Source organism: Streptomyces sp. NPDC001515, assembly GCF_053597115.1.
Window position 1 is genome coordinate 66097 of the sequence record NZ_JBSFHN010000017.1, and the last position, 26682, is coordinate 92778.

General features: G+C 72.9%; 24 protein-coding genes. 2 read left to right on the forward strand and 22 right to left on the reverse strand.

The features are described 5' to 3' along the window. Nucleotides 1-14 precede the first annotated feature (14 nt). The 8 genes from ACWCXC_RS19310 to ACWCXC_RS19345 all read right to left on the reverse strand — a co-directional run bounded on the left by ACWCXC_RS19310 (nt 15) and on the right by ACWCXC_RS19345 (nt 9098). A complete protein-coding gene (locus ACWCXC_RS19310) occupies nt 15-1286 on the reverse strand; it encodes an amidohydrolase family protein (RefSeq protein WP_450890036.1) in 1272 nt (423 codons plus the stop codon). Then, entirely contained in the window at nt 1276-1986 is a 711-nt protein-coding gene (locus ACWCXC_RS19315; protein WP_450682562.1) for a hypothetical protein, read from the reverse strand. Before ACWCXC_RS19315 ends, ACWCXC_RS19310 begins: the two co-directional genes overlap by 11 nt. Continuing rightward, entirely contained in the window at nt 1983-3395 is a 1413-nt protein-coding gene (locus ACWCXC_RS19320; protein ID WP_450890037.1) for a phenylacetate--CoA ligase family protein, read from the reverse strand. The genes ACWCXC_RS19315 and ACWCXC_RS19320 overlap by 4 nt, the downstream gene beginning before the upstream one ends. 179 nt (nt 3396-3574) lie before the next feature. Further along, entirely contained in the window at nt 3575-4174 is a 600-nt protein-coding gene (locus tag ACWCXC_RS19325) for a phosphoribosylanthranilate isomerase (RefSeq protein WP_450682564.1), read from the reverse strand. A gap of 86 nt (nt 4175-4260) precedes the next feature. Further along, nucleotides 4261-5532 carry an MFS transporter gene (locus ACWCXC_RS19330; RefSeq protein WP_450682565.1) on the reverse strand — a complete coding sequence of 424 codons (1272 nt, stop codon included), beginning with the start codon at nt 5530-5532 and terminating at the stop codon, nt 4261-4263. Continuing rightward, entirely contained in the window at nt 5519-6802 is a 1284-nt protein-coding gene (locus tag ACWCXC_RS19335; protein WP_450682566.1) for an ATP-grasp domain-containing protein, read from the reverse strand. The genes ACWCXC_RS19330 and ACWCXC_RS19335 overlap by 14 nt, the downstream gene beginning before the upstream one ends. Nucleotides 6803-6873: 71 nt before the next feature. Continuing rightward, a complete protein-coding gene (locus ACWCXC_RS19340; RefSeq protein WP_450890038.1) occupies nt 6874-8085 on the reverse strand; it encodes an ATP-grasp domain-containing protein in 1212 nt (403 codons plus the stop codon). Next, nucleotides 8082-9098, reverse strand: a complete 1017-nt coding sequence (locus tag ACWCXC_RS19345; protein WP_450890039.1) for a Gfo/Idh/MocA family protein — start codon at nt 9096-9098, stop codon at nt 8082-8084. Before ACWCXC_RS19345 ends, ACWCXC_RS19340 begins: the two co-directional genes overlap by 4 nt. A 259-nt stretch (nt 9099-9357) precedes the next feature. Between ACWCXC_RS19345 and ACWCXC_RS19350 the strand changes: the two genes are divergently transcribed. Further along, a complete protein-coding gene (locus ACWCXC_RS19350) occupies nt 9358-10128 on the forward strand; it encodes a 3-oxoacyl-ACP reductase family protein (RefSeq protein WP_450682569.1) in 771 nt (256 codons plus the stop codon). 188 nt (nt 10129-10316) lie between these two features. Here the strand turns inward: ACWCXC_RS19350 and ACWCXC_RS19355 are convergent, their stop codons facing one another. The 13 genes from ACWCXC_RS19355 to ACWCXC_RS19415 all read right to left on the reverse strand — a co-directional run bounded on the left by ACWCXC_RS19355 (nt 10317) and on the right by ACWCXC_RS19415 (nt 24259). Continuing rightward, a complete protein-coding gene (locus ACWCXC_RS19355) occupies nt 10317-11993 on the reverse strand; it encodes a phytoene desaturase family protein (RefSeq protein WP_450682570.1) in 1677 nt (558 codons plus the stop codon). Nucleotides 11994-12081: 88 nt separating this feature from the next. Beyond that, nucleotides 12082-13200: a beta-ketoacyl synthase N-terminal-like domain-containing protein gene (locus ACWCXC_RS19360; protein ID WP_450682571.1), complete on the reverse strand. Its 1119-nt coding sequence runs from the start codon at nt 13198-13200 to the stop codon at nt 12082-12084. Further along, the gene (locus tag ACWCXC_RS19365) at nt 13197-14420 is read right to left on the reverse strand and encodes a beta-ketoacyl-[acyl-carrier-protein] synthase family protein (protein ID WP_450682572.1); all 1224 of its coding nucleotides are present in this window, start codon (nt 14418-14420) and stop codon (nt 13197-13199) included. Before ACWCXC_RS19365 ends, ACWCXC_RS19360 begins: the two co-directional genes overlap by 4 nt. Continuing rightward, a complete protein-coding gene (locus tag ACWCXC_RS19370) occupies nt 14413-14679 on the reverse strand; it encodes a phosphopantetheine-binding protein (RefSeq protein ID WP_450890040.1) in 267 nt (88 codons plus the stop codon). The genes ACWCXC_RS19365 and ACWCXC_RS19370 overlap by 8 nt, the downstream gene beginning before the upstream one ends. Nucleotides 14680-14754: 75 nt before the next feature. Beyond that, nucleotides 14755-15189 carry an ester cyclase gene (locus tag ACWCXC_RS19375; RefSeq protein ID WP_450682574.1) on the reverse strand — a complete coding sequence of 145 codons (435 nt, stop codon included), beginning with the start codon at nt 15187-15189 and terminating at the stop codon, nt 14755-14757. 101 nt (nt 15190-15290) lie between these two features. Beyond that, a complete protein-coding gene (gene fabG, locus ACWCXC_RS19380; protein ID WP_450682575.1) occupies nt 15291-15995 on the reverse strand; it encodes a 3-oxoacyl-ACP reductase FabG in 705 nt (234 codons plus the stop codon). 91 nt (nt 15996-16086) lie between these two features. Beyond that, nucleotides 16087-16746: an HAD-IA family hydrolase gene (locus ACWCXC_RS19385; protein ID WP_450682576.1), complete on the reverse strand. Its 660-nt coding sequence runs from the start codon at nt 16744-16746 to the stop codon at nt 16087-16089. A gap of 6 nt (nt 16747-16752) precedes the next feature. Next, complete coding sequence (locus tag ACWCXC_RS19390) at nt 16753-17799, reverse strand: AfsA-related hotdog domain-containing protein (protein WP_450682577.1); 1047 nt, start codon at nt 17797-17799, stop codon at nt 16753-16755. An 84-nt stretch (nt 17800-17883) separates the two neighbouring features. After that, entirely contained in the window at nt 17884-19326 is a 1443-nt protein-coding gene (locus tag ACWCXC_RS19395) for an MFS transporter (RefSeq protein ID WP_450682578.1), read from the reverse strand. Next, nucleotides 19323-20402, reverse strand: coding sequence for an SMP-30/gluconolactonase/LRE family protein (locus ACWCXC_RS19400; protein ID WP_450890041.1), 1080 nt, complete (start codon nt 20400-20402; stop codon nt 19323-19325). Before ACWCXC_RS19400 ends, ACWCXC_RS19395 begins: the two co-directional genes overlap by 4 nt. Before the next feature lie 424 nt (nt 20403-20826). After that, nucleotides 20827-22362 (reverse strand): DUF2637 domain-containing protein, encoded by a 1536-nt coding sequence (locus tag ACWCXC_RS19405; RefSeq protein WP_450890099.1) that lies wholly within the window; start codon nt 22360-22362, stop codon nt 20827-20829. 166 nt (nt 22363-22528) lie between these two features. Next, the gene (locus ACWCXC_RS19410) at nt 22529-23302 is read right to left on the reverse strand and encodes a DUF3558 family protein (protein WP_450890042.1); all 774 of its coding nucleotides are present in this window, start codon (nt 23300-23302) and stop codon (nt 22529-22531) included. A gap of 156 nt (nt 23303-23458) precedes the next feature. Continuing rightward, nucleotides 23459-24259, reverse strand: a complete 801-nt coding sequence (locus ACWCXC_RS19415; RefSeq protein ID WP_450682581.1) for a DUF3558 domain-containing protein — start codon at nt 24257-24259, stop codon at nt 23459-23461. Between the two features lie 170 nt (nt 24260-24429). Here ACWCXC_RS19415 and ACWCXC_RS19420 point away from each other — a divergent pair, with 170 nt between their 5' ends. Further along, nucleotides 24430-25623 carry an RtcB family protein gene (locus ACWCXC_RS19420; RefSeq protein WP_450682582.1) on the forward strand — a complete coding sequence of 398 codons (1194 nt, stop codon included), beginning with the start codon at nt 24430-24432 and terminating at the stop codon, nt 25621-25623. Nucleotides 25624-25678: 55 nt separating this feature from the next. Here the strand turns inward: ACWCXC_RS19420 and ACWCXC_RS19425 are convergent, their stop codons facing one another. Then, nucleotides 25679-26563 (reverse strand): hypothetical protein, encoded by an 885-nt coding sequence (locus tag ACWCXC_RS19425; RefSeq protein ID WP_450890043.1) that lies wholly within the window; start codon nt 26561-26563, stop codon nt 25679-25681. Nucleotides 26564-26682 lie beyond the last annotated feature (119 nt).

Here is a 26682-nt window from a genome sequence, read left to right on the forward strand (position 1 = left end):
CCGGCGGCGCGGCCTCAGCCGGCCGGCGGCGCCACCGGCCCGGCCACATGGCGCCCGCCGATGAGCACCGTGCGCAGCGCGGACCGGTCCTGGAGGACGGTGAGGTCGGCCGCCGGATCGCGGTCCCAGACCACCAGATCGGCCAGCCGCCCCGGGGCCACCACCCCGGCGTCCGCCCCGCGCCCGGCCAGCTCCGCACCGTTGGCGCAGGCCCACTTGAGGACCGTCTCGGGCGCTATCCCGGCGCGCTCCCCGTACATCACCAGCTCGTCCGCGTACGTGCCGTGCGGGGTCCAGGCGAAACCGAAGTCGTCGCCCGGGACGATCTTCAGCCCCAGCTCCTCGGCCCTCGGCAGGAAGCGCAGGGTGTTCTCGATCTCGTCCCGGAAGTCCAGGGACTCCAGATAGTCCGGGGCCTTGCCGAAGCGCTCGCCGAGCGCGAGGAGACGGTCCGGCTGGAAGAGGCTCGGCACCACGAAGATCCCGCGCTCCGCGATCTGCTCCAGCGCCCGGTCGTCCGCGTACGTGGCGTGGTCGATCACGTCGACCCCGGCCGCCAGCGCGTTGCGGATGCCCTCCAGACCGCGCGAGTGCGCCCGCACCCGGGCCCCGCGCCGGTGCGCGGTCTCCACGACCGTGGCCAGCTCCTCGCGGGTGAACAGGAGTTCGTCGGAACGGGCGTTGGGGAAGGTGTCGTCGCCCGAGGAGAAGACCTTGATGATCTCCGCGCCCTCGTCGATCTCCTCCTCGGTGTACTTCACCAGATCGCCCAGCACGTCCACCACGGGCATCAGCTCGCGCGGCATGCGCTCCTTCAGCTCCGGCGAGCGGCGGCCGGGCGGCCCCGAGACCATCAGGTCCCGGCTGCACGGCGTGATGCGCGGCCCCGGGATCGCCCCGGCCTCGATGGCGTTCTTCAGCGCCATGTCGATCCCGGCGACCGAACCGGCCCCGACGAACGCGGTGTAGCCGCAGTCCAGCAGCCCCGCCGCGTGCGCCCCGGCGTGCAGCGCGACCTCGGGCACCCGGTACTTGAACAGGGTCTCGCGCCCGGTGGTGACGTTCACGTACGCGATGTGGGTGTGGCCCAGCGTCATGCCGGGCAGCACCGTGGCCCCGCCCAGCTCCCAGCGGGCGAAATCGCCCTCGGCGGGCGCCTCTCCGGCCGGCAGCACGGCCTCGACGCGCTCGCCGGAGACCAGCACGGAGCGGGCGGGCAGCGAGGCGCGGCCCAGCCCCTCCTGGACGGTGACGTCGTGCAGCAGGAGTCGGCGCTCAGTGGTCACGGTGGGCTCCCGGGACGGCGGACGGACGGGGGAGGACGGCGGGCCCGAAGATCAGCCACACCATGGGGACGCCGGGCCGCGAGACCTGGAAGCTCAGCCGGTGCGCGGCCCGGCCCGGCTCGTTGGTGATGGCCGCGTCCGCGCGCCCCTCCGCGACCAGCTGGGCCGCGTGGATCGTGGACTCGGCGGGCACCCAGGCGATGTCGTAGCCGCCCCGGCCGCCCTCCGCCCCGTCGAGCAGTTCGACCAGGCGCCGGGTCTCGTGCAGGGTGGCGAGGCGCAGGATGCCCTCCCGCAGCCCCGGCGGCCGGGCGGCGATGCCGTATTCGGGCGTGGGGGTGGAGAAGGTGGCGTCCAGCCGCAGCCGGGGCGACCAGAAGAAGCGGGTCGCGCATTCGGCGGCGGCGGGCACCAGGGCGTAGGCGGGGCCGCCGCCGCTGCTCACGGCGGCCAGCAGCTCCTCGAAGGAGTCGTAGGGCACCGCGTGCACGTCCGGTCCGCCCAGATGGTTGAGCCGGTAGCCGAGCCGGTCCAGCGCGACCATCGAGGTGGTGCCCCGGGGACCGAGCGTGCCGACCCGCAGGATGCCGGGGCGCAGCAGCGGTGAGTGGGGTATGCGGGCCGGTTCCCACAGGATCGGGAACGGGGTGGTGTCGGCGTCCGAATCGAGGCCGAGGGTGCGCAGCAGGGGCTCGGTCATGACCGGTGCCCCCGGGCCCCGGCGAGCCGGCGGGCGGCGGCCGTCTCGTGGTCGACGGCGGTGCGCCGGTCGTGGATGCGCGCGGCCTTCCAGCTGACGAAGGCGCCCGTGGTGGTGACCGGGTCCAGCGCCTCGGGCAGCTCCACCCGGCAGCGGACCCCGAGCGCGTCGGCGACCCGCGCGGCGTGCGCGGCCTCCAGCCCCGGTTCGGCCCCGCCGGGCAGGTCGAGGCGGACGGTGACGATGTCCTCGCCGTGTCCGTCCCGGTCGATGACGACCTGGTAGCCGAGGCTGTGGTCGATGCGGCGGAGGACGGCCTGCTCGATCTGCCAGGCCTGGAAGCTGTGCCCGCCGAGGACGATCCGGTCCCGGGTGCGGCCGACGACCCGGACCACCGGGCCCCGGATGCCGCAGCCGCAGTCGTTGTCCGCGAGGTGGACGAGATCGCCGGTGCGGTAGCGGATCAGCGGCTTGATGCCGTCGATGAGCATGGTGACGACCAGTTCGCCGGTGCCCCGGTCGCCCAGCGGCGCCCCGGTGTCCGGATCGACCAGCTCGGCCAGGTAGTTGGGTTGCGCCAGGTGGAGCCGGCCCCGGGCGCAGGCCGAGGCGACGACCAGCGTCTCCTGGGAGCCGTAGAGCGCGTTGTAGGTCCGCGCGCCCCACGCCTGGTCGATCTGGCGGGCCAGGTCCGGCGTGCACATCTCGCCGGTGACGAGGAAGACCTTCACGGCGAAGTCCCGGCGCGGGTCCAGTCCCTCGGCGCGGGCGGCGGCGGCCAGCGAGAGCGCCACGTTCGGGGTGCAGAACACCACGTCGAGCGCGAGGTCCCGCATCAGCTGGAGGGCCTTGGGGAAGCCGATGACGGGGGAGTAGGGCCAGATCTTCGCGACGGCGCAGCCGAGGTTGCGGGCCACGTCGCCGAGGGTGTCGCCGAGCGAGTGCACCTCGGTGGGGCCCATCACGCCGACGCGCGGGGCGCGCTCGCCGAAGACGTCCGCGAAGATGTTCCGCCAGCCCTCCGTCACCTGGGCGTTGGAGGCGATCACCTCACGGGCGTCGCGCGGACAGGGCGTGGCCGGGCCGGTGGTGCCGGTGGTCTCGTAGTAGAAGCACGCCTCGTCCAGATCGCGGCTGAGCACATCGCCCATGGCCGTGCGCAGATGGTCCTTCGTGGTGAAGGGCAGGGTGCGCACGTCCGCCAGTTCCAGGGTCTCCGCCCGGACCCCGGCCAGGTGCTTCGCGTAGAACGGCGAGCCGTCCTGGGCGAGCGCCACGACCTCGCGCAGCTGCCCCCGCGCCCAGGCGCGCCACTCCTCCTCGGTCAGACGCCCCGATGTGTACCGCTCGTGCAGGCTCAGATAGCGCTCGATGAACTCACGATGCTTCCCGGAAGCGGGCAGCCACATGGATCCCCCAGAAGGTTCGGCGGGTGCGGTGGACGGATGCCGTGCACCGATGGCGGGTGCGCCCGTACGCGTCCGGGAGACGGCCATCCGATCGTGCACGGCGCACCGCCGCCCCCTCAATCCGCCTTAGGTGACAGCGCGTCCGCTCAAGGAGGCACCGCCCTCGGGGGAGGCGGGGGTCAGCCCGCGGCGCGGGCCGCCGCCACGAACCGGGCGATCAGGGCCGGGTCCTTCACCCCCCGGGCGGCCTCGACCCCGCTGGAGACGTCCACGCCCCAGGGGCGCAGATCGCTGACGGCCGCCGCCACGTTGTCCGGGCCGAGCCCGCCGGCCAGCAGCCAGGAGCCGGTGGGGGCGGCGCCCAGCGCGGCCGGGTCCCAGCGCTCCCCGGAGCCGGGCCGGGGCGAGTCCACGATCAGCAGGTCCTCGCCGTACGCCCCGGTCTCCAGCGGTGCCCCGCTGCCCGGAGAGGTGGCCCGGACCAGCCGGAAGCCGTCGGCGCGCAGCGCCTCGAAGTGCTCCGGGGGCTCGTCGCCGTGCAGCTGGACCGTGGTGACTCCGGCCTCGGCGGCGGCCTTGCGGACCTCGTCGAGCGGTTCGCCCCGGAACACCGCGACGGTGGCGATGCCCTCGGGGACCAGGGCCGCCAGGGCGCGGGCGGTGTCCGGGCCGACCCGGCGGGGGCTCGGGGTGAGGACGAAGCCGACGGCGTCGGCACCGGCCTCGACGGCGGCGGCCACGTCCTCGGGGCGGCTGAGGCCGCAGACCTTGATGTACACGTTTCCTCCTGGATCCGGAACGGGGGGCGGGTCGGGGGCGGGACCATGCTGCCAGGGGCCGGAGGGCCCCGGGCGCGGCCGGCGGCTCAGGAGCGCATCGCGCTGCGCGAGCAGAGGAAGACCAGCGCGGCGGCGGTCAGCCCGCCCGCCGTGAGGGCGAGCGCGGCACGCGGCCCGGCCGCGGCGGCGAGCAGTCCGCCGAGCAGCCCGCCCAGCGGGATCACCGCCCAGGTCAGGAAGCGGAACGTGGCGCTGACCCGGCCGATCAGCTCGGGCGGCACGGTCGCCTGGCGCAGGGTGATTGAGTGGATGTTGAAGACCGCGATGCCGAAGCCGTTGAGGACGTAGCCGGCGCCGAGGAGCACCTGCCCGGTGGTCGAGCCGGGGGCCAGCGGCAGCAGCAGGGTCGCGGCGGAGGCCACGAGCATCCCGGCCACCATGGCCCGGCCGACGCCGAGGCGCTCCCCGAGCCGCCCGGCGGACAGCGCCCCGCCGAACGCCCCGACGCTGCCGGCCGCGATGATCACCCCGAGCCCGGCCGGGCCGAGGTGCAGCTCCCGGATGCCGTAGAGCGGGAAGACGACCAGGACCACGTCCCAGAGCAGGTTGTACAGCGAGGCGTGCACCATGATCACGCGCAGCAGCCGGCTGTTGAGCGTCATCCGCAGCCCCGCGACGATCTCCCGGCGCACCGAGGGACGGGTCCCCTCAGGACGGGCCGGCGGTTGTTCCGGGGTGCGGATGCGCAGCAGCATCGCGGCCGAGAAGAGATAGCCCAGGCAGTCGACGAGGATCGCCACGGGCGCGGTGAGCACCTGGATCAGCGTGCCGCCGAGGCCCTGCCCGGCGGTCTCCGCGACCGAACGGCTGGCCTGGAGCTTGCTGTTGCCCTCGACCAGCCGCTCCTTGGCGACCAGCGAGGGGACGTACGCCTGGTAGGCCACGTCGAACAGGGCGGTGAGGACCCCGGTGGCGAAGGCCACCGCGCACAGCGCCCAGACGCCGAGCCCGCCGAGCCAGGCCAGCAGCGGCACCGCGGTGAGGATCGCGGCCCGCCCCAGGTTGGCGGCGATCAGCAGCGGGCGGCGGCGCACCCGGTCGGCCAGCACCCCGGCGAACAGCGTCACGCACAGCACCGGCAGGTACTGGGCGCTGTTGAGCAGCCCCAGCTGGGCCGGGCCCGCGTCGAGCAGCACGATCGCGGTGACGGGCAGGGCCAGTTCGGTGACCCGGGAGCCGAGCAGCGAGACGGTCTGCCCGGCCCACAGCCTGCGGAAGTCGCGGTGGTGCCAGAGCCCCCGGGGCGGCTGCCCGGACGCGCCGGGTCCGGCCCGGTCGAGGAGGTCAGCCGAGGTCATGGGAGACCTCCGGGACGCCTCGGACGCCGGCCGCGACGGGCCGCCGCTCCTCGTGCGGGTGCCAGTCGAGCCGGTAGGCGTCCAGCGTCCGCCGGATCGCCTCGTCCACCTGGGCGGAGGTACGGGCCCGGAAGCGGAAGGTCCCGGCGGTGTGGACGGCGCCGCCGTTGCCGCTGAGCACGGTGCCGGGCGGCGGCAGCGTCTCGCCGTACAGCGCGGGCACCGTCCCCACCAGGGAGGTCACCGCGTCCACGACGGCCGGGCGGACCGGCGGTTCCGGCATCATCAGATAGCCCGCGACCGGCCCGGCCAGGTCCATCGGCGGGACGCCCGGGTCCTCGCCGAGCTGCACCCGCGCGGAGGCGGCGACGAGATCGACCCCGTACACCTCCTCCCAGACGAAGCGGACCTGGCCGCCGCCGGCCCGTGCGCCGATCTCCAGGAAGACCAGCCCGTCCTCGCCGTCGGGCGACGGGGTGCGGAAGACCTCCAGGTGGAAGACGTCGTCGGTGAGGTCCAGGGCCGCGCAGACGCGTTCGGCGAAGGCGGTCACCCGGGCCTCGAAGACCGGGTCGTCGTTGGCGACGGAGCTGAAGGCCGTGCCGGTGGCGAAGTCCAGGCAGCTGCCGCCGCACCGCCAGGCGCGCGAGGTGAGCAGCCGCCCGCCCCGGACGACGCCGTCGATCTGGTAGAGCACCCCGTCGACGAACTCCTCGCACTGGGCGTCCGCCAGATCGGCGCCGGGCAGCAGCGCGTCCAGCTGTCCGGCCGAGCGCACCACGTGCACGCCCTGGCTGTCGGCGCCCGCGCGCGGCTTCAGGACGAAGGGATAGCCGTGGTCGGCCGCGAACTCCCGGACCAGGGCCGCCGTCGGCGTCTCCCGGAAGGCGGGCACCCGCAGTCCGGCCGCCGCGACCAGGCCCTTCATGACGACCTTGTCGCGGACGGCGGCGACCTCCTCGGGGCCGCGTCCGGGGATGGCGAAGCGGCGGCGGATCTCGCCGGCGGGCTCCAGATCGAATTCGGACAGGGCCAGGACATGGGTGAACGGTCCGTACCGGGCGATCAGCCGGGCGGTCTCGGCCAGGACGGCCGCGGTGTCGGAGAGATCGGGCAGGACGCTGATCGCCTCGGCCCGCTCCGCGTCGAGCGGGGCCCGGCCGGCCGGGGTGGTGAGATAGGCGATCCGGTCGGTGGTGTGGTCCAGATAGCGGTGGTACTCGGCAAAGGAGTTGGTCCAGCGGTTGATGATCAGGACATGGCGGTTCATCGGGTTCTCCGGAGGGTCAGGGACGGTGGTGCGGGGGGTGCGGGGGCCGTGGGCCGGGGGCGGACAGGGGGTCAGCTGAAGGTGACGGCGTGCTCGGCGCGGCGCAGCAGACCGGCCGTCTCGCGGTACGAGTCGCCGGCGGCCAGCACGTAGCCGAGCCGGCCCGACGAACTGCCCGGGTCGGGCAGCGGACTGCCCGGGGGCAGCAGGACGCCTATCTCCCGCACGCGCGGGTCGGAGGCCAGCAGCGGATCGACGCGGAACTCCCGGTACGCGGTGAGGCCGGGGCGCAGGAAGTAGCGGATGCCGGCGCGGGCGCCGGTGCGCGGCGCGGCCGGTTCGGGGTTGGGCAGGCCCAGATAGGAGCGGAGCATGATCTCGTACAGGTCGTGGCCGCAGGCCAGCCGCAGCAGATCGGGGATGCGGTCGCCGGGCAGCCGGGCCGCGACCTCCATCAGCAGCGGGCCGCGCGCGGACATCCGCAGTTCGGCGTGGAACGGGCCGATGGAGAGGCCGACGGCGGCCAGCACCCGGGTGATGTAGGCGCGGACGGCGGTGGCGACGGACGGCTTCAGCCGGGCCGGCACGATGTGCCCGACCTCGACGAAGTGCGGCTCCGCGCCGAGGATCTTCTCGGTGATGCCGAGGATGTGCGTCCGGCCGTCCTCGACGTACCCCTCGACGCTGTACTCCGGCCCCTCGACGTACTCCTCGACCAGCACCAGCCCCGCCCCGCGCGCGCCGGGCACCCGGGCGGCGCGCAGCGCGCCCCGGAAGGCGTCGACCGCCTCCGCCGCCGACGCGGTCCGGCGCACGCCGAGACTCCCCGACTGGTCCACGGGCTTGACCACGCAGACCGGCCCCAGCTCCGTGTGGGCGGTGGCCGCCGAACGGGTGTGGGAGACGGCCCGGTAGCGGGGCTGGTCGAGCCCGGCCGCGTCCAGCGCCCGGCGCATCCGGTGCTTGTGGCGCAGCGGTTCCACGCCCGCCGGGTCGATGCCGGGCAGCCCCAGCATCGCGGCGGCGCGCGCGGCCAGTTCGACGAAGTGCTCGAAGCCGGGGAGGACCGCGTCCAGCGGGGACTCGGCGTGCAGCGCGCGGACGGCGTCGAGCGCGGCGGCCCGGTCCAGGGTGTCGGCGGTGACGATCCGGTCGGCCTTGCCGGGGTCGGCGCCGGGCTCGGTGCCGGAGGTGAGGACGAGGACGGTGTGTCCCAGCTCGTGGGCGCGCGTGACCAGTTCCAGGCCCGACGAGCGCGGCTCGATGATCAGGACGGTGCTCACGCCGCCTCCTGGGGGAGGGGCGCGCCGGCCCCGGCGAACGCGGCGGCGCGTGCGGTGTCGAGGAGTTCCATGGACTCCAGGTGGAGGGCGAGATCGCTGCGCGGGGCGGGGCGTTCGCCGCGGAAGTGGGCGTAGGCCTGCTCGATGAAACGGGTCAGCGGGGCGTCCTGGACGACCTGGTGGACCGGGCGTCCGGCGATGCGGACCTGGCCGAAGTCGTCGTCCCCGGAGACCGGGTAGTCCGCCACGAGCGTGCCCTCGGTGCCGTGGACGTGCAGCCGGCGGCGGCGCACCGGCGAGCCCAGATCGGTGTACAGGGTGGTGGTGACCCCGGAGGTGTGGCGCAGGACGACCTCCGCGCCGCCCAGCCGGGCGAGCCGCCCGGTGGGCAGCGGCAGGTCCCAGCCGCGCGACTCGGTGACCTCGGCCACCGGGCCCGCCAGATGCAGCGCCAGCAGCAGCTGGTGCGGCAGCTCCACCTCGAAGGCGCTGCCGTGGCCCCGGGTCTCCAGCGACCGGCGGAAGCGGGGCTTGCTCTGTTCCATGTGGTACGAGACCGGCGTGCCGATCGCCCCGGCCGCGATCAGCTCCTCGGCGGCCTCGGTGACCCGGCTGGCCGGCCAGACGCTCATCGGCAGCACCTGGGCCCCGGTGGCCTCCACCAGCTCCACCAGGTGCGCGGCCTCCTGCACGGTGTGCGCGATCGGCTTCTCCAGGATGAAGCGCTGGGCGCCGGCGCGCAGCAGCTCCTCCAGGCAGTCCCGGTGCGCTCCGGGGGGAACCGCCACATGGAAGACGGCGTCGGACGCCCGGTGCCCGGCCGCCCACAGCGCCGCCACGGCACCGCGTACGTCCGGCACCCAGGTGCCCCCCGCCACCTCGGCGGGGCGCGGGTCGACGGCGATCACCGCCGACCGGCCGCCGGTGAGATCGCGCAGTGCCCGGTGGTGCAGATCGCGGCCCGCGTGTCCGTATCCGACGATGACGGAAGGTGAATTGCCTTTCTTCCTCATCTGTTTACCGCCCTTCGCTGTCGTGGTGAAAGGAGCTTCGCAGCGGGCCTCGAAGGGCGGCCAGGCCAATTCCCGCGACCGGCGGCGGACCACTTGAAAGGGAGTGCGGAGACAACGGAATACCCCGAAAGGAACACCGCCGCCGCCGAGGTGGTAGTGGTCGGGACCCCTGTTCGGCCCCCTCGCTGGATAGCCTGGCGGGCGTATTCGGGAATTCCCGGACCCTTGAATTCCGCCTTTCGGAGAAGGAGTCGATTCGATGAGCCTCGAAGGCCGGGCCGCCCTGGTCACCGGTGGATCCCGCGGAATCGGGCGGGCCATCGCGCTCCGCCTCGCGGCCGACGGTGCCGCGGTCGCCGTGAACTACCGCTCCCGCAAGGACGAGGCCGAGCGCACGGTGGAGGACATCACCGCGCTCGGCGGCCGGGCGATAGCCCTGCGGGCGGACGTCTCCGACCCGGACGAGGCGCAGCGGCTCGTGGACGAGGCGAAGGACGGCCTCGGCGGACTGCACATCCTGGTCAACAACGCGGGCGTGGCCCGCGACGGGCTGCTCTTCGACCAGGCGCCCGAGGACTGGTGGGAGGTGCTGAAGGTCAACGTCGGCGGCGTCTACCACTGCACCCGCGCGGTGGCCGCCCACTTCATGTCCCAGCGCGAGGGCAACGTCGTCAACATCTCCTCGGTCATGGGCGAGGGCGGCTGGGTCGGCCAGTCCAACTACTCCGCGTCCAAGGGCGCGGTGAACGCCTTCACCCGGGCCGCCGCCATCGAGCTCTCCCGCTTCGAGGTCCGGGTCAACGCGGTCCTCGCCGGCTTCACCGCCACCGATCTGATCGGCGGGCTGCTGGAGAAGGACGGCGGCCGGTCCATCAAGCGCCAACTGCCGCTGCGGGAGTTCGCCACGCCCGAGCAGGTGGCCGGCGCGGTCTCCTTCCTCGCCGGCGAGGACTCCGGGTACATCACCGGCGAACTGCTGCGCGTGGACGGCGGCTGGGCCGCCCAGCTCGGCCTCGGCCGCGCCAAGTAGCACCGAGGGGCCCGTACTCCGGAGATTCCGGTACGGGCCCCTTCGCATGCCCGCCGCCGGACGCAAGCGGTACGCCGGGCGCGCAGAGACCATCGGGAACGGACTCGGAGGACCGCCGCGCGTGCGGACAGCCGGGAGAGCCCCGGGGGGACATCCCCCCGGGGCTCTCCCGCACCACCGCCGCCGGATCAACCGATCCGGGCCAGTCCGCGCGCACCGCGCCGCCGGGCCCCGCGCGACACGGCCAGCGGGTCCCAGCCCTCCGCGCGCTCGGGCAGCAGGTCCGGATCGCCCAGCCGGGCGCCCCGGTGGACCTCGGCCATCAGGCCCCGGCCCAGGAGCTGCCCGGCCAGCGCCATCCCGCCCACGGCGGAGCCGGTGATCCCGGTCCCGTGCCGGGTGTTGGTGCCGACCATGTGCAGGCCCTCGATGGTGGTACGGGTGTCGGGACGGCTGCCCGTACCACCCCATTCGGCGAGCCCGTAGGGGGTGCCGCCGGTCGCGAGGGTGTACCGCTCGTGGGTGATCGGCGTCGCCGTCTCCAGGTGCACGATGTGGTCGCGGAACGGGCCGAGCGCCTCCTCGGCCGCGCTCAGCATCGCCTCGGTCAGCTCGGCCTTGCGCTCCTGGTAGCCCCCGTTGCGCCGGTAGCGCTCGCCGGCGGCCGGGCCCTGGTTCACCCCCCAGTAGTCGTAACCGGGCGGACTGAGCGTCATCACCTGGAAGTTGCTGTGCCCGGGCGGGCAGACCGCCGGGGTGCCCGGGTCCTTCAGCGAGGCGAAGGAGGCGAACAGGAACGGCACCGGCGTGATGCTCTCCTTGGCCACCTGCTCGTAGTACTGCTCGATGTCGTCGTCCCGGTACCACCAGAGATTGGCGTTGGGCCGGGCCGGCAGCTCCCGGTCCAGGGCGATGTAGAGCGTCGCCAGCGGCAGCGCCATCTTCGCCTGCCGGGTCCGTGACACCACCCGGCGGCCGAAGTGCTCCTCGCCCACCAGATCGAGCACGGTCCGGGTGTAGTCCGCGTTGGAGACGACCAGCGGGGCCGCGTGCACCTCGCCGTCCGTCATGCCGACACCGGTGACCCGGCCGCCCTCGACGAGGATGCGCTCCACCCGGCTGCGGGTGCGCAGCTCCCCGCCGTGCGCCTCCAGCGCCTCCACCAGCGCGGCGGCCAGCACCTGCCCGCCGCCCTCGGGGTAGTACGCGCCCCGCAGATAGTGGTCGGTGACGGCCGCGTGGGTGGAGACGGCGGCCTGCCGGGGCCCCATCCCGTAGTTGGGCGACTGCGCGGCCAGCACCGTCCGCGCCCGGGGCGTCAGCCCGCAGTGGTCGAACAGCTCGGACAGGGTGCGGCGGCCCCATTCGGCCGTGACCGGGGTCCGCGCCAGCAGCTCGGCCAGCGACGCCTCCCCGTCCGACAGCATCATCGAACGGGTCTCCGCCGCCACCGCCGAACAGATCCGGGTGAACCGCTCGATGCCCGCCCGCTGGGCCGGGAGCGCCTGCGTCAGCCGCTTGGTGTACGCGTCCCAGCCCACCGGCACGTCCATCGTGAGGCCCGGCAGCTCGATCCGGTCGAAGCCGCCCCGGTCCATCTCCCGGTACGTCACCCGCCCGTCGAGCCCCAGCCCGGAGAAGATCGCCGGCAGCACCCCGCCGGGCCCGCAGTCGCCCAGGTAGTGGACGCCCACGTCGAACTCGTAGGCCCGGCGGCGGCGGAAGACATGGCTGTTGCCCCCCGCCACGTCGTGCTGCTCCAGCACGAGGACGCGGCGCCCGCTCGCGGCCAGGTACGCCGCACACACCAGGCCGCCCATGCCGCTTCCGACGACGATGGCGTCCCATTCATCCCGCTGCACCATGAAGCTTCAACCGTCCTGTTCTCGTGGGGTCTTTCCTTCGGAAAGGCCCTGGGCGGGGCCCCGGTCCCGTGGTGATCGTGAGCGGGGGTCAGATCCGTTCGCGGACGACGAGCGCCCCGGTGTTGCCGTCGTGGCCGACCGAGGTGATCAGCCCGGTCCGGGCGGTCCGGCCGCCGGACGTGTTCTGCCAGTGGGCGATCAGCGCGGCGAGCTGGAGCGCCCCGCCCGCGCTGTACGTCTCGCCCAGGGCCTCGGTGACCCGTACCGGCTCCGGCAGCCGGCCCAGCACGCGGCGCACCGCGCGCTCCTCCAGCCGGTCCAGCCCGATGTGGTCGCCGGCGCCCAGGGAGACGTCGGTCACCTCCTCGGGGGCCACCCCGGAGCGCTCCAGCGCCCGCTCGACGGCGCGCGCCAGCCCGGCGGAGAGCCCCTGCCGCGCCCCGGGCCGCCCGCGCACCCCGGTCCAGCCGTGGAAGCCGACCTCGCAGGCCAGCAGCTCGGCGAGCACCGGCTCGTCGGGGCGCTCCCGGTCCCGGACGACGAAGACGGCACTGCCCTCGCCGACCGGGGCGGACTCGCGCAGGGTGCCCGCGTGGTGCCAGGCCCAGGCGGCCGGGGCGCTCAGCTCCTCCGCGCCGCCGACGAGCAGTTGCTCGGCCCGTCCGGCCGCCATGGCCAGCCGGGCGTGCCGGAAGGCGTAGAGACTGGCGCTTCGGCCCCCGGCGACGGTGGCGTTGAGCCCCTTCAGCCCGTGCCGGATCGCCATCTGCCCGGCACTGCAGTTCATGACGCTGCCGGCGAACTTGCCCGGGTTGATCAGATAGGGCTTCTCCAGCGTCAGCGTGTCGTACAGCAGGTCCGAATAGCCCGCGATCGACCCGGTGTTGGTGGCGAGGACGACCCCGCTCCTGGCCGGGTCGGTCCCGGCGGCGGCCGGACCGGCCGCCTCCAGGGCCTGCTTGCAGGCGACCAGTCCGAGACCGGCCAGCCGGTCCAGGATCTTGGTGCCCCGGCGCCCGAGGTGGTCGGCGGCCCGGAAGCCCTCGACCGGGCGGACCGGGCGCGGCGGGTAGTCCGTGTCCCCACCGGCCGCGGGGGCCGGGGCGGCGACCGGCGCGGCGGCCAGCGGCGCCAGTCCGTAGCCCGCGCTGGAGACCACCCCGACGCCGACGACCGGCAGGGGCTGCACGGGGGCGGCCGTGGTCACAGGTACCTCCCGAGGATGGTGATGACGTTGTTGCCGCCGAAGGCGAAACCGTGGTTCTGGACGATCTCCACCCGGGCCTCGCGGCCCCGCCCCGGCACGCAGTCCACGCCGGGCCCCAGCTCCGGGTCGGTCTCGACGAGGTTCGCGGTGGGCGGCAGGAAGTCCTCCGCCAGGGCCGTGCAGCAGGCGATGGCGCCGAAACCGCTGGCCGCGCCCATGGTGTGGCCGAGCATCGACTTGATGGAGCTGATCGGCGGCGGGCGCTCCCCGAAGACCTGGCGCACGGCCCGGACCTCGGTGGCGTCGTTGGTGGGGGTGCCGGTGCCGTGGGCGCAGATGTAGTCGATCTGCTCGGGGACGACACCGGCGTTGCGGTGGGCGGTCCTGATGCACTCGGCGATGCTGGTGGCGTCGGGATGCACCATGTGCGAGGCGTCGCAGTTGGCGGCGTAGCCCAGCACCTCGGCGTAGATCCGGGCGCCCCGGGCGAGCGCGTGGTCGAGCGGTTCCAGGAGCAGCGCCGCACCGCCCTCGCCGGTGATGATCCCGGAGCGGTGGGCGTCGAAGGGCTGCGGCAGGTCCTTGGCCATCGCGCCCAGGGCGTAGAACCCTGCGTGGGTCAGCCGGTTCACCGAGTCGGCGCCGCCGGCCAGCATGAAGTCGGCCTCTCCGAAGCGGACCATGTCGTAGGCGTAGCCCAGCGCGTAGTTGCTGGCCGAGCAGGCGGTGGGGATGGTCTGGGCGTCGCCGCTGAGGCCGAGTTCGGCGTTGACGGCGCCGGCGATCTGCCCGGCGGGCAGCTGGCCGATCAGACGGGGCTCCAGGCCCTTGAGGCCCTGGGTGACCCACTGGCCGCCCAGGCTCTGGGCGACCGCGGACTCACCGCTGGTGGTGCCCATGATGGAGCCGGACCGGCTCGCGGAGAGCAGATCGGGGTCGAGGGCGGAGTCCTCGACCGCCAGCCGGGAGGCCGCGGCGGCCAGCAGCGCGCTGCGGCCCCAGCGGTCCGGGTCGAGGTGGCGGAGGAGGGCGGAGGGGTCGAAGTCCTCGACCTCGGCGGCCTTGCGGCTGGGGAACGGGGTGGCGTCGAAGCTGCGGGCCGGCCCGATGCCGACCCGGCCCGCCCGGAGGGAATCGGCGAAGTCCCGCACACCGATTCCCACCGGGCTGACCGCTCCGAGTCCCGTGATGACGACTCGGCGCAGGGTCGGCTCAGGCATTCCGCGCGCATCCCTCGACGGCGAGGAGCAGCGCCCGGAGCGTGGTCAGGGACTCCAGCTCCTCCTTCGGAAGAACGAAGCCCAGCTCCTTCTCTATGCGGGAGACGACGGTTATCAGCGTGAGCGAGTCGCTGTCGTAGTCCTCGATGAACAGACCGTCGTCGGTCAGCTCACCCTCCTCCAGCTCCAGCTCCTCGTTGACGATGTCGATGACGTGGCTGCGCAGTTCGGCGTCCAGTTCCACGGTCTGCACGGTCATGACGGGTCCCTTCGTAACGCGAGATAAGTGACGGACTGACGGTTTGACGGATCGAACGGACGGGCCGGTGGCGGGTCAGGCGGAGGCCGGGACCGGCGGCTTGAGGGAGACGGCACCGATCTGGCTCAGCAGGAGCAGGTCCTGGCGGAAGCCCCAGTGCTCGACGACCTTGCCGTCCTCGATCCGGTAGATGTGGGTCTGCTCGACGTCCACGTCGCGGCCGGAGGCGGGGAAGCCCAGGAAGTCACCGGTGTGCTTCCCGGTGAAGCGCAGCCGCAGCACCGCGCGGTCGCCCTCGGAGAAGCTGTCCAGGTGCGACCAGGTCGCGCCCTCGAACGCGCTGTGCACCCAGCGGGCGGTGCCGAGGTAGCCGTACGGGCCGTTCGGCACACCCGGCTGCGCCTCGTGGTCGACGAAGCCGTCGGCGACGTACGCGAGCGCCGCCTCCTCGCTCAGGTCGTTGAAGATCAGGCCCATGTTGATGGAGAGGTCGAGTGCCTCGCTGCTCATGGCGTACTCCTTCGGTGAGGGTGGGGGGATCGGAGGGTGGAACCGTGGGGGGACCGGGCCCGGGACGGGCCCGGCACATCTGTGGGGGCGGGGGACCGGGCTCAGTGCCCGGCGCCCAGACCGCCCGTGACGGGGATGACCCCGGCGGTCACGTACGAGGCGTCCTCGCCGGCCAGGAAGCGCACGGCGGCGGCCACCTCCTCGGGGGTGCCGGTGCGGGCCAGCGCGGTCCTGGCCAGCGCCGCCTCCCGGCGCGCGTCGGTGACGTGCTCGACCATGTCCGTCTCGATCATTCCGGGCGCCACCACGTTGACCGTGACGTTCCGCCGGCCCAGCTCGATCGCCAGCGACCGGGCGAAACCGATCAGCGCGGCCTTCGCGGAGGCGTAGTTGGTCTGCCCCGGCGCACCGGACATGCTGTTGATGGACGACATGTAGATCAGCCGGCCCCAACGGGCCTTGATCATCGCCGGGACCACCGCACGGGTGATCGCGACGGCCGCCTCGAAGTTGGTCTCCATCACGGCCCGGAAGTCGTCCTCCGGCATCCCGATCAGCAACTGGTCGCGCGTGATGCCCGCGTTGGAGACCAGGATCTCGACCGGCCCCTGCTGGATCGCCACCTCCTCGACCGCCGCCCGGATCTGAGCGCCGTCGGTGACGTCGCACCGCACCGCGAAGAAGCCGGGCGGCGGCTCGCCGTTGCGGTAGGTGATGGCGACCTTGTGGCCCTCGGCCGCCAGGGCCCGCGCGGTGGCGAGGCCGATGCCCCGGTTGCCACCGGTGACGAGTACGGAGCGACTCATGGGTGCTTCCTCCTCAGGGGGCGCACGGCGCCCCGCGGACGGGACCGGATCACGGTCGGGGTGGTGGTCGGGAACGGGGCCGGGCGGCGCCTCACGCCAGGCCCTCCCACAGGGCGGCGAGCTGGGCGCCCGCGGTCTCGGCGTCCGTGAACAGGACCGCCTGCCAGCCGGCCGCCTCGGCGCCCGCGCAGTTCTCCGGCAGGTCGTCCACGAGCACACAGCGGTGCGCGGGAAGCCCCGAACGCCGCTCGGCCAGCGCGAACATGCCCGGCGACGGCTTGCGGTGGCCGACCTCGAAGGAGAGCAGTACGTCGTCCCAGAGCGCCTCGGGCTCGATCATCCGCCGCCAGTACGGGTCCCAGGCGGGCACCATGTTCGACAGCATCCCGACGAACGCCCCGCGGTCGCGCGCCTTGCGGAGCTGGGCCACCCAGGCGTGGTTGGTCTCCCGCCCGTCGAACCAGGCGTCCGCCATCGTCGTCAGCCGCAGCGTCACCCCGTGCTCGGCCTCCAGCACGTCACCGATCTCCTGGAGCCACTCCTCCTCCGTCACCAGAGGCGTGTCGATCGGCAGCATGATGTCGCTGGTGCCGTACCGGGCGGTGACCGTGGCCAGCGCCCGCCCCAGCACCGCCTGGTCGAGCCCCATCGAGGCGCAGAACGTCTTCATCGTGTGGGCCAGCGGCGGAGTCAGCACCCCGCCGAAGTCCGACCAGACGGCCATGGGCGGTGCGGTGGTGGTCCCGGACATACCGGCTCACGCTCCTTCGACGGACGGGGTGCGGACGGGGGCGGGGGAGACCCGGGTGACATCGGCGACCGTGACCGTCAGATCCGCGATCTCCTCCGCGCCCTGCCGGAAACGGACCCGGATCGCGTACCGCCCCTCCCGCTCGGGCGCCCGCGTCGCGGTCGCCGTCAGCGGCACGTCCAGCTCCGCGAACCGCTGGAAGCCGCCCTCGTAGCCGACCGCGCACAGATCGGCCGACGTGGACGCCGCCCGCTCCGTCCCGGCCGTCAGCAGCGCCAGCTGCCGGGCCGCCTCCACCAGCGTCATCGCCGGCAGATGGTCGTAGGCGTGGTCGAACAGCGCCGGATTGTCGAAGCGCGGCACCACCGGCGCCGCCACCTCCTCCGCGGAGAACTCCGGCACCCCCAGCACCACGTTGAGCGGGTTGTCCCGCCCCACCAGCTCCGGCGCCACCCGCCGTACCGCCCGGGTGTCCTCGGTGAAGTCGGTGCTCAGCGGCGCCGGAGTGCCGCGCTGGGCGTGGCGCAGGATCTCGTTCTCGTCCCCCTTGAGGAAGAGCACGTCCATCGAGTGATCGGCGACGTGCACCTCCCCCAGGAAGATCCGCTGCTCCAGCCGGCCCTTGCGGTACCGCCCGCTGTGCCGCGCGGTCTTGCCGAAGAAGTCGGTGTCGACCCGGGGCGCGCCCGGCTCGGCGCCGATCCGCAGCGCCGCCAGGTCGCGCACCTCGAACCGGAAGGCGTGCACGATCGCGAGCGTCCCGGCCGGCACCCCCGCGTTCGTGTGCGAACCGGCGATCGCCGCCTGCCGCCCCGCCTCCAGCAGCAGCAGCGAATCGTGCGGCTTGGGCCGGGTGCGGTGGTCGCTGTAGTAGAGGTGGGTCAGCGGCAGATGGATGCCCGCGGTCACCGCCATCGGACGGACGGTCCTGACGTCCGTGACGAAGACCTCGGATATCGCGGACCGGTGCGCGAGCGAGCGCTCGATCGTGCGCCCGTACTCGACGGCGGGGGCCGCGCTCGTCGCGGACTCCTCCAGCACCTGAGTGGTCATCGGAAACCTCCAAACCTGTTCTCGGGACGGGCAGTACGGGCGGTACGGGGGATGGCTGCGGTACGGAAGGGGCGGCCCGGCGCGTCAGTGCGCCGCGACCCGCACCTGCTCCTGGCGCTCGGCGTCCGCCAGATCACCGGCCCGCTCCGCACTGCGCCGGATGAACAGCCCGCTCAGCGCGCCGAGCATCACCACGGCCACCCCGATCCACAGCGCGGCCTCCAGCCCGTCGGTGAACGCCGAGGCCGGGTCGCCCGAGGTGTTCGAGGCCACCTGACGGCTGAACACCGTGGTCAGCGCCGCCACACCGAGCGCACCGCCGAACTCGCGGCTGGTGTTGTTGGCGCCCGACGCCTTGTTCTGCTCGTTCTCCGGCACCGCCGAGATCACCGTGGCCGGGTTGCCGGCGAAGACCAGCCCCATGCCGATCCCGGCCAGCGCCAGCGCCGGCACCATCGCGGCGTACCCCACGTCCGGAGTGACGACCAGGGCGATCCAGCCCAGCCCGATCCCCTGGAGCGCACAGCCCGCCGCCTGGAGCACCCCGCCGCCGATCCGGTCCACGAACTGGCTCGCCACCGGCACCACGAACATCGGCGCCAGCGTCCACGGAATGGTCCGCAGCCCCGCCTCGAACGGCGAGTAGCCCATCGGGCCCTGGAGGAACTGGGTGAGGAAGAAGATCGAGCCGAAGACCCCGAAGTACATGGTGATCGACACGACGTTGCTCAGCACGAAGGCCCGCGCCCGGTACATGTGCGTGGGGATCAGCGGGCTCTTGCTGGACCGCTCAGAGACGATGAACGCCACCGCCAGGACCACCGTCAGCGACAGCCCGATCAGCGTGTTCGGACGGCCCCAGCCGTGGTCCGCCGCCGAGACGATGCCCCAGACCGCCGAGACCACCGAACCGGTCACCAGCACCATGCTCGGCACGTTCAGACTGCGCTCACGGCCCCGGCTCTCCGAGACCGCCCACAGCGCCAGCGGCAGCGCGATCACACCGACCGGCACATTGATCCAGAAGATCCAGCTCCAGTCGATCTTCTCGGTCACCAGACCGCCGGCCAGTGGACCCGCCGCGATGCCGAGGCCGTTGACGCCGCCCCACACACCGACCGCGAGATTGCGCTGCGCCCGCGAGACCGCGCCCACCGCCAGGGTGAGCGACACCGGAAGGATCGCCGCCGCGCCCGCGCCCTGCGCCACCCGGGCGATCACCAGCGTCACGACCGAACCGGCCATGGCACAGGCCACCGACGACGCCGTGAACAGGGCCACACCACCGAGGAACACCCGGCGCCGGCCGAACCGGTCACCCAGCGCCGCACCGGCCAGCAACAGCCCGGCGAACGCCAGCACATAACCGTTCATCACCCACTGGAGCTCGGACTGCCGGACCTCGAAGTCCTTGCCGATCTCGGCGAGCGCGTTGGTGACCACCAGATTGTCCAGCGACACCATGAACATGGGCAGAGAAGTGGCCACCAGACCCCAGAGCGGGCCGCGGCCTCGGGTTTCCGTCATCGGATCGTCCCCTTGCTGATGGAGGAGGTGCTGCTCGTGGAGGAATGGCTCGCGGGGGAGACGGGCAGGCGGAGCAGGACGATCCGGTCGGAGGTCTGCCCGACCAGGACCGTGCCCACCTCACCGCTGAGCACGTAGTCGCCGTACGGGGTCACGGCCACCGTCGTCGGACCGGCGGCGGGCCAGTCGTCCACCCGCGAACGGACCCGCGCGCTGCGCCAGCCGTCCTTCGAGTCCACGACCGTGACGGCGTCGACCCCGCCCGGCGCACCGACGTTGGAGCCGATGTCATTGGTCACGACGATCAGCGAACCGTCCGGACGCAGGGCCAGTCCGTCCGTGCCCACCAGGGGCTCCGGCAGCCGGACCTCGGCGACCCGGTGGCCCGGCCGGGCGTTCGGGGAGATCTTGTACATGACGCCGTTGTCGTAGCGCAGCGCCAGCAGATAGCCGTCCGGGTGCCAGGTGATCCCGTTCAGCCCGACGACGTCCGCCGCGAACCGGGGGTCGGACACGACCGGCGTGACCCGGCCCCGGAGGTCGATCCGGTTGAGCGTCTGCGACACGGAGTCCGTGACGTAGATGTTGCCCTTCGGGTCGAAGGTCAGATCGTTGGCGAAGGTACGGGGCAGCCCGCGCGCCACGTCGATGCGGCGCTGGAGCTTCCCGCTGTCCAGGGCGTAGACGGCCACGCCCGAGGTCGGCGGCTGGTCCCCGACCTCCAGACGCTGGCGGATCCAGAAGTCGCTGTACGCGACCAGGATGCGGTTGCGGGCGACGTCCACCCGGACGCCGAGCGTCGAGACCATGCCGAGGCTCGGCGCCAGCTCGGTCACGGTGCCGTCCAGCCGGATCACCGAGAGGGTGCCCTTCAGGGCGGAGCCGACCAGGAAGGCGCGGCGCGTGGGGTCCCAGGCGACGCCCTCCGGGTAGACGTCGGTCGCCCGGGTGTCGATCACGGCCGGACCGGCATGACGGCCGGCGACCGCGGCCGCCGTGGAGGGGGCGGCGGCCAGGGCCGGGGCCGGCAGGGCTATCGGCGCGATCGCCGTGAGAACGGCCGCGGAGGCGAGCACGGCTCTTAGCGGAAGGGCGCGGGACACGGTGTTCCTCTCATTGACGGAGCCGGCGGAATTCACTGTGCGAAGCGGACGAGGGGGAAAGGCGCGCACGGATCGTTCGGAAGCCGACGAAGGAAGGACGGCGAAAAGCACAACGGACCGAAAAGACGAAAGGGTGACGCGAATGTGCGGCGACAGAGAATGCCTGGTAGGGGGGTGGTTCCTGGGTCGGGGAACCGGCCTTCGCGCTGTCGTGCCGTGCCGTGGTTCGTATTCATTTGCGGTACGTCCACGAATCTAGGCGGGCCGCGCGGCGAAATGTAGAGGACCTAGGACGCATCGGCCGTGCCCCTTAAGAGACATCGCCCCGGGCAGCACGGAGGGCCGTCACCCGCTCCTGCGGGTGACGGCCCTCGTCGTTCGTGCGCGGTTCAGCGGATCACGCGATGTGGTCCGCCTCCTGCTCCTGGTGGTAGCGGTTCTTGAACCCGTGCATCAGCTGCCGCAGCAGCGCCAGGCTGCGCGGGTGACGCACATTGTGGGCGTCCGACAGATGTATGTCGAGCACCTCGATGCTCGGATACGTGTTGTTCTCCCGCACGAACTTCGCGAACACCTCGTACGCCAGCTCGCTGAACTCGGCGTCCTCCTGCGCCCACTTCTCGGCCCACTCCTCGGCCGCCTCCGCGACCGGCACCGGCTCCTCCTGGACCGCCGGGGCGGCGGCACCCTGCTCCTGCGTGGAGACGGGCACCTGCGCGGCCAGCGGCTCCTGCACCGCGATCCGCTCCCGCGCGACGACCGGCCCCGGCACCTGCTCCTGGACCGGCACCTGGGTCTGGTCCTGGACCGGCATCTGCACCTGCGTCTGCGTCTGGACCGGCACCTGCCCCTGGACGGGCACCTGCATCGGCCCCTGCACCGGGACCGCGCCGATCGTGCCGACGTCCCCCAGCGGACGCATCCGCCCGCCCGGACCCGTGGGAACCATCACCGGGGAGGGTTCGAGCCCCTCGACATAGGACGGGTCGTACGCCCCCGCGTACGCGTCCATCTGCGCCTGCGTCGCGAACCACGGGTTCTCGGCGGAACCGGCGTCGGGGTCGCCGGGGCCGGCGGGCTGCTGCTGAGGCCCCTGCCCCACGAACTGCTGCGGGAGCTGGTGCTGCTGGACCTCCGGCCCGGCGTCCCCCTCCTGCCGCGGCGCGGCGGCCAGTTCGGGCTGCGCGGGGACGGGGGCGGGCGCCTCCACGGCGGCCGGGACCGGGGACGGGGGCAGCAGCACCGGCTCCACCCCGGCCGCGGCGAGCCCGGCCGGACCCGTATCGGCCAGCGGCACACCGTACTTGGCCAGCCGCAGCGGCATCAGGGACTCCACCGGCGCCTTGCGACGCCAGTTGCGCCCGAACCGGGCCTGGAGCCGGGCCTGGTAGATCAGCCGGTCCTGTTCGAGCTTGATGACCTGCTCGTAACTGCGCAGCTCCCACAGCTTCATGCGCCGCCACAGCCGGAACGTCGGCACCGGCGACAGCAGCCAGCGGGTGAGCCGCACGCCCTCCATGTGCTTGTCGGCGGTGATGTCCGCGATCCGGCCGACCGCGTGCCGGGCCGCCTCGACGGCCACGACGAACAGCACCGGGATCACCGCGTGCATGCCGACGCCCAGCGGATCGGGCCAGGCCGCCGCGCCGTTGAACGCGATCGTCGCCGCCGTCAGCATCCAGGCCGTCTGCCGCAGCAGCGGGAAGGGGATGCGCAGCCAGGTCAGCAGCAGGTCCAGCGCGAGCAGCACACAGATGCCGGCGTCGATGCCGATCGGGAAGAAGTACGAGAAGGTGCCGAAGCCCTTGTCGATGGCGAGTTCGCGCACGGCCGCGTACGACCCGGCGAACCCGATCCCCGCGATGAGCACCGCACCGGCGATGACGAGCCCGATGAGTATCCGGTGCGTGCGTGTCAACTGCATCGCGGCCACCCGCGATCCCCTCCCCATATACGTTTCCGGCGGGCACAGCCTGGCACACGCCCGGCCGGGGCGTCGCGCGGGGAGGGGCGAAGCCCGGCCCCCGTACGGGAACCGGGCTTCGCGCGTCCGGGCACGGACCCGGCCGCCGGCAGCCGGGCGGGCGCGTAACGGGAGGTCAGCCGGTCTTCGCGGACGCGGAGGGCTTCGCCGAGCCACTGGGGGCGGTCGACGCCCCCGCGTTGGCGTCGGCGACCGAGGCGACGGCCTCCTTCGCCGCCTTCTGGGCGCCCTTCAGGATGTCGGCGCCCGAGGGCGTCTTCGCGCCCGCGTACCCCGCCCCGTTGTAGTTGACGGTGACGACGACGTTGCCCGTACGGGCGATGACCGTCGCGTACTTGAAGTCCTCACCCGTCTTGCTGAGGTCGTACGTGATCGCCGTCGCCTGCTCGCCGAGCCCGTCCACGGGGACGGTCGCGAGCTTCTTCGCGCCCTCGGCCGTCTGCGCCTTGGCGACCTGCTTGGTGTAGTCCTCGGCGGCCCGGTCGGCACCGCTGCCGAGCGCCTGGTCGGAGGCGGAGCGGGTGAAGCCGACGTCGAGCCAGCGGTACTGGGAGCCCTTGACGCCGTTGTCGTCCAGACCGTTCCAGGAGCAGCCGCCGCGCGCGGCGGCGTCGGAGGACTTGCTCCGGGTGCCGCTCTTGGTCTTCACGGAGGGCACCAGGGAGGTGACGGTCTTGGCGGAGACGGACCGGCACGGATCGGGCAGCTCGGCGAACCTGGCCGGCGCGACGGCCGGCGCCGTCTTCGACGGCTCGGGCGCGGCGGACGAGGACGCGGCGCCGTCCTCCTTCCCGCCGTCGGAGTCCGACGAGCAGCCGGCGACGACGAGCATCACCGGAACGGCGGCGCAGGCGAGTATGCGGGCGAGTCGCGGAGCTGATCGGTGCATGGTTCCTTCACTCGGGTGGCGCGGCGGGTCGGGCTGCCAGACGGTCGGGGACGGTGTTCCGGAGGGCCACGGTACGACGGACGGACGCCGGATGCCGCCTCGGCGCCGGGCCGCGCGGACCGGGCCCGGGGCCGGCGCGGCGCTCCGGCGGCGGCGTCATTCGCTGAAGCGGTCGACCAGTTTCTGGCCCAGTGCCTGGGCCTTGTCCTGGAGTTCCGCGCTGTCGGGGACCTCGGTGGGCAGGGCGGGCTGCACGGTGTACGCGATGGTGACGATGACGTTCGATGTGCGGAACACCACGCTCACCGTGCGGTGCCGCGCGGTGGAGCCGGCGCGGGTGAGCACGTCGTCCAGGAACGCGCTGTCCCCGAGCGAATCGAGCACCCGGGGCCGCAGGTCCTCGGCGGGCACCCCGGCGGTCCCGTCCGCCCCGGCGCTCGGGGTGGCCCCGGGCGCCGCCGTGCCGCTCCCGCCGCCGTCCCCGCCCTTGGTATCCCCCGTGTCCCCGCTGTCGGTCGTGAGCCCGGACGCGGGCAGATCGGCGGCGGCCTCCTTCTTCGCGTACACCTCGCGGGCCCGGTCGTCGTCGCTGACGGCCGGGTCGTACGAGACGACCCGCTCGAAGTCCACCGAGAGGCTGCGGGAGCCCTCGGCGGCGTCCGACTTCCACGCGCAGCCCACCCGCCGGTCGGTGTCGAAGGTCCCGGCGGGCGTCCCCTCGTACACCTTCTCCTGCTGGGCCTCGGGCAGTTGGGCGGCGCCCGGCAGGAGGTCCTTCAGGGTGCTGAGCGAGAGGGCGCGGCAGGGCTCGGGGAGCGTGCGGTACCTGCCCGGCGGGGCGGCGGAGGCGGCCAGGGTGCCGGGCTTGCTGTCGGTGGTGGACGCGTCGCCCTCACCGCCGGCACTGCAGCCGGCGACGAGCACGGCGATCAGCACGGCGCCGGGTACGTACGCCATTCGTCGCACGGTCCTGGGCTCCCTTCGCGCGAAAAACGGTTGCCGCCCGATGGCGGCCGGTGGAGACAATGTGTATCGCACGCGCTGCCGCGAACGCCGGTCGGCCGACTCTTTTGCCGATCTTGGTGCCGGTTTTGCGCTTTCAGACTTTTCGGGGGAATCGAGGGATTATGTCGTATGTAGAGGTACCGGGTGCGAAGGTTCCCATCCGGATGTGGACCGATCCGGCCTCCGTCGAGGACGTCGCGATGGCCCAGCTGCGCAATGTCGCCACCCTGCCGTGGATCAAGGGCCTCGCCGTCATGCCCGACGTCCACTTCGGCAAGGGCGCGACCGTCGGCTCCGTCATCGCGATGCACGGCGCGGTCTGCCCGGCCGCCGTCGGCGTCGACATCGGCTGCGGCATGTCCGCCGTCAAGACCTCCCTCACCGCCAACGACCTCCCCGGCGACCTCTCCGGCCTCCGCTCCCGCATCGAGCGCGCCATCCCCGTCGGCCGCGGCATGCACGAGGACCCGGTCGACCCGTCCCGCCTCCCCGACCTCGCGGCGGTCCGCTGGGACGACTTCTGGGCGCGGTTCGACGGAGTCGCCGAAGCGGTCAGGTTCCGTCAGGAACGGGCCACGAAGCAGATGGGAACGCTCGGCGGGGGAAACCACCACATCGAGGTGTCCCTCGACGAGGACGGTGCCGTCTGGCTGACGCTGCATTCCGGTTCGCGGGCCATCGGCAAGGAGCTCGCCGACTTCCACATCGGACAGGCGCAGAAGCTGGCGCACAACCAGGGCCTGGTCGACCGCGATCTGGCCGTCTTCCTCGCGGACACCCCGGAGATGGCGGCCTACCGCAACGACCTGTACTGGGCGCAGGAGTACGCGAAGTACAACCGCGCCGCGATGATGGCGCTGATGAAGCACGTGGTCCGCAAGGAGTTCAAGAAGGCCAGGGTCTCCTTCGGACAGGAAGTCAGCTGCCACCACAACTACGTGGCGGAGGAGCGGTACGAGGGCATGGACCTGCTGGTCACCCGCAAGGGAGCGATCCGGGCGGGCGGCGGCGAGCTGGGCATCATCCCGGGCTCCATGGGCACGGCCACGTACATCGTGAAGGGCCTCGGCAACGAGAAGGCGTTCAACTCCGCCTCCCACGGCGCCGGCCGCAGGATGAGCCGCAACGCCGCCAAGAAGCGCTTCTCGACCAAGGACCTGGAGGAGCAGACCCGGGGCGTGGAGTGCCGCAAGGACTCCGGCGTCGTGGACGAGATCCCGGGCGCCTACAAGCCGATCGAGCAGGTCATGGACCAGCAGCGCGACCTGGTCGAGGTCGTCGCGAAGCTGAAGCAGGTCATCTGCGTGAAGGGCTGAGGCGTGGGCGGGAGCCGGTGCGGGGATCGTCCCGTGGCTGCCGCCCACGCGCCGGTCAGCCCGTGGACGGCAGGCCGGTGGGAGCCGGAGCCCGGCCCGATTTCAGCCGCCACAGACGGACGGAGCAACTGGCCACGGTCCGGTCGAGTTCGGGCGCCGCGAGGTCGGCGCTGTCGAGCCGGAGGAGGACGTCGTCCTCCCACGGCTTCCAGCGACGGTTCGTGCCGCGTGGCTTCGTTCCCGGAGGGCGCTGCCAGGCACGGACGGCCGACGCGGCCTCCTGCTTGCGGCTCAGCGCGAGGGAGCCGGGGTAGTAGAGGTGATCGACCAGGCCGACCGCGGCTTCCATGGTGTACATGACGTTGTAGACGCCGTCGCGCGTGTTGCGCGAGATGATGCGCCGGGCCCCGGTGACCTTTTTCGCGTAGAAGCAGAGGTAGGCCCCCACGGCCGTGCTGGCCGTGGTCAGGGAGATGAAGGGAATCCCCTGGCCGGTGAGGCCGACCGAGCCGTCGGCGTCGATGACGCCGCGAAGGTAGTCACGGGCCGAGAAGTCGACGCGGGGCGGGGTGATGCGCCGCGATTTGCGCCCGTAGGGAACGCCCAGTCCGTGGATGGTGGACCGGGCTTCGAGCGCGCAGACGGTCCAGATCGCGGAGTGGTGCCGTTCGGAGAAGTTGGTGGACCGGATGCGCTCGGTGATGCTGCTGTTGTACGGGGTCAGCTGCTGGAACTGCCGGAGTATCGCGATGTCGCGCACATTGATCTCGACGCTCAGACGGCCCTTCCGGCCCGTTCCGGCGTGGAGATGCCCGTCGGCCTGGATGAAGCCGAACATGTAGGCGTACCGGCCGTCGGTGAGGTCCATGAAGCCGGTCGTACGGGGTGAAAGAGCGCCGAGTTCGAAGAGTGCGGGCGCGCTAGGGTCGTGCTCAGCCACGGGAAGCCCACTTCCTTGGTGGTGAGGCTCTCGGCCAGGACCGTTATCCGGCCGGGAGCCGATCTGCGTGAAGGTGCGTCGACCGTAGGCAGGGAGCACGTCGGGATTGCGGTGGATCG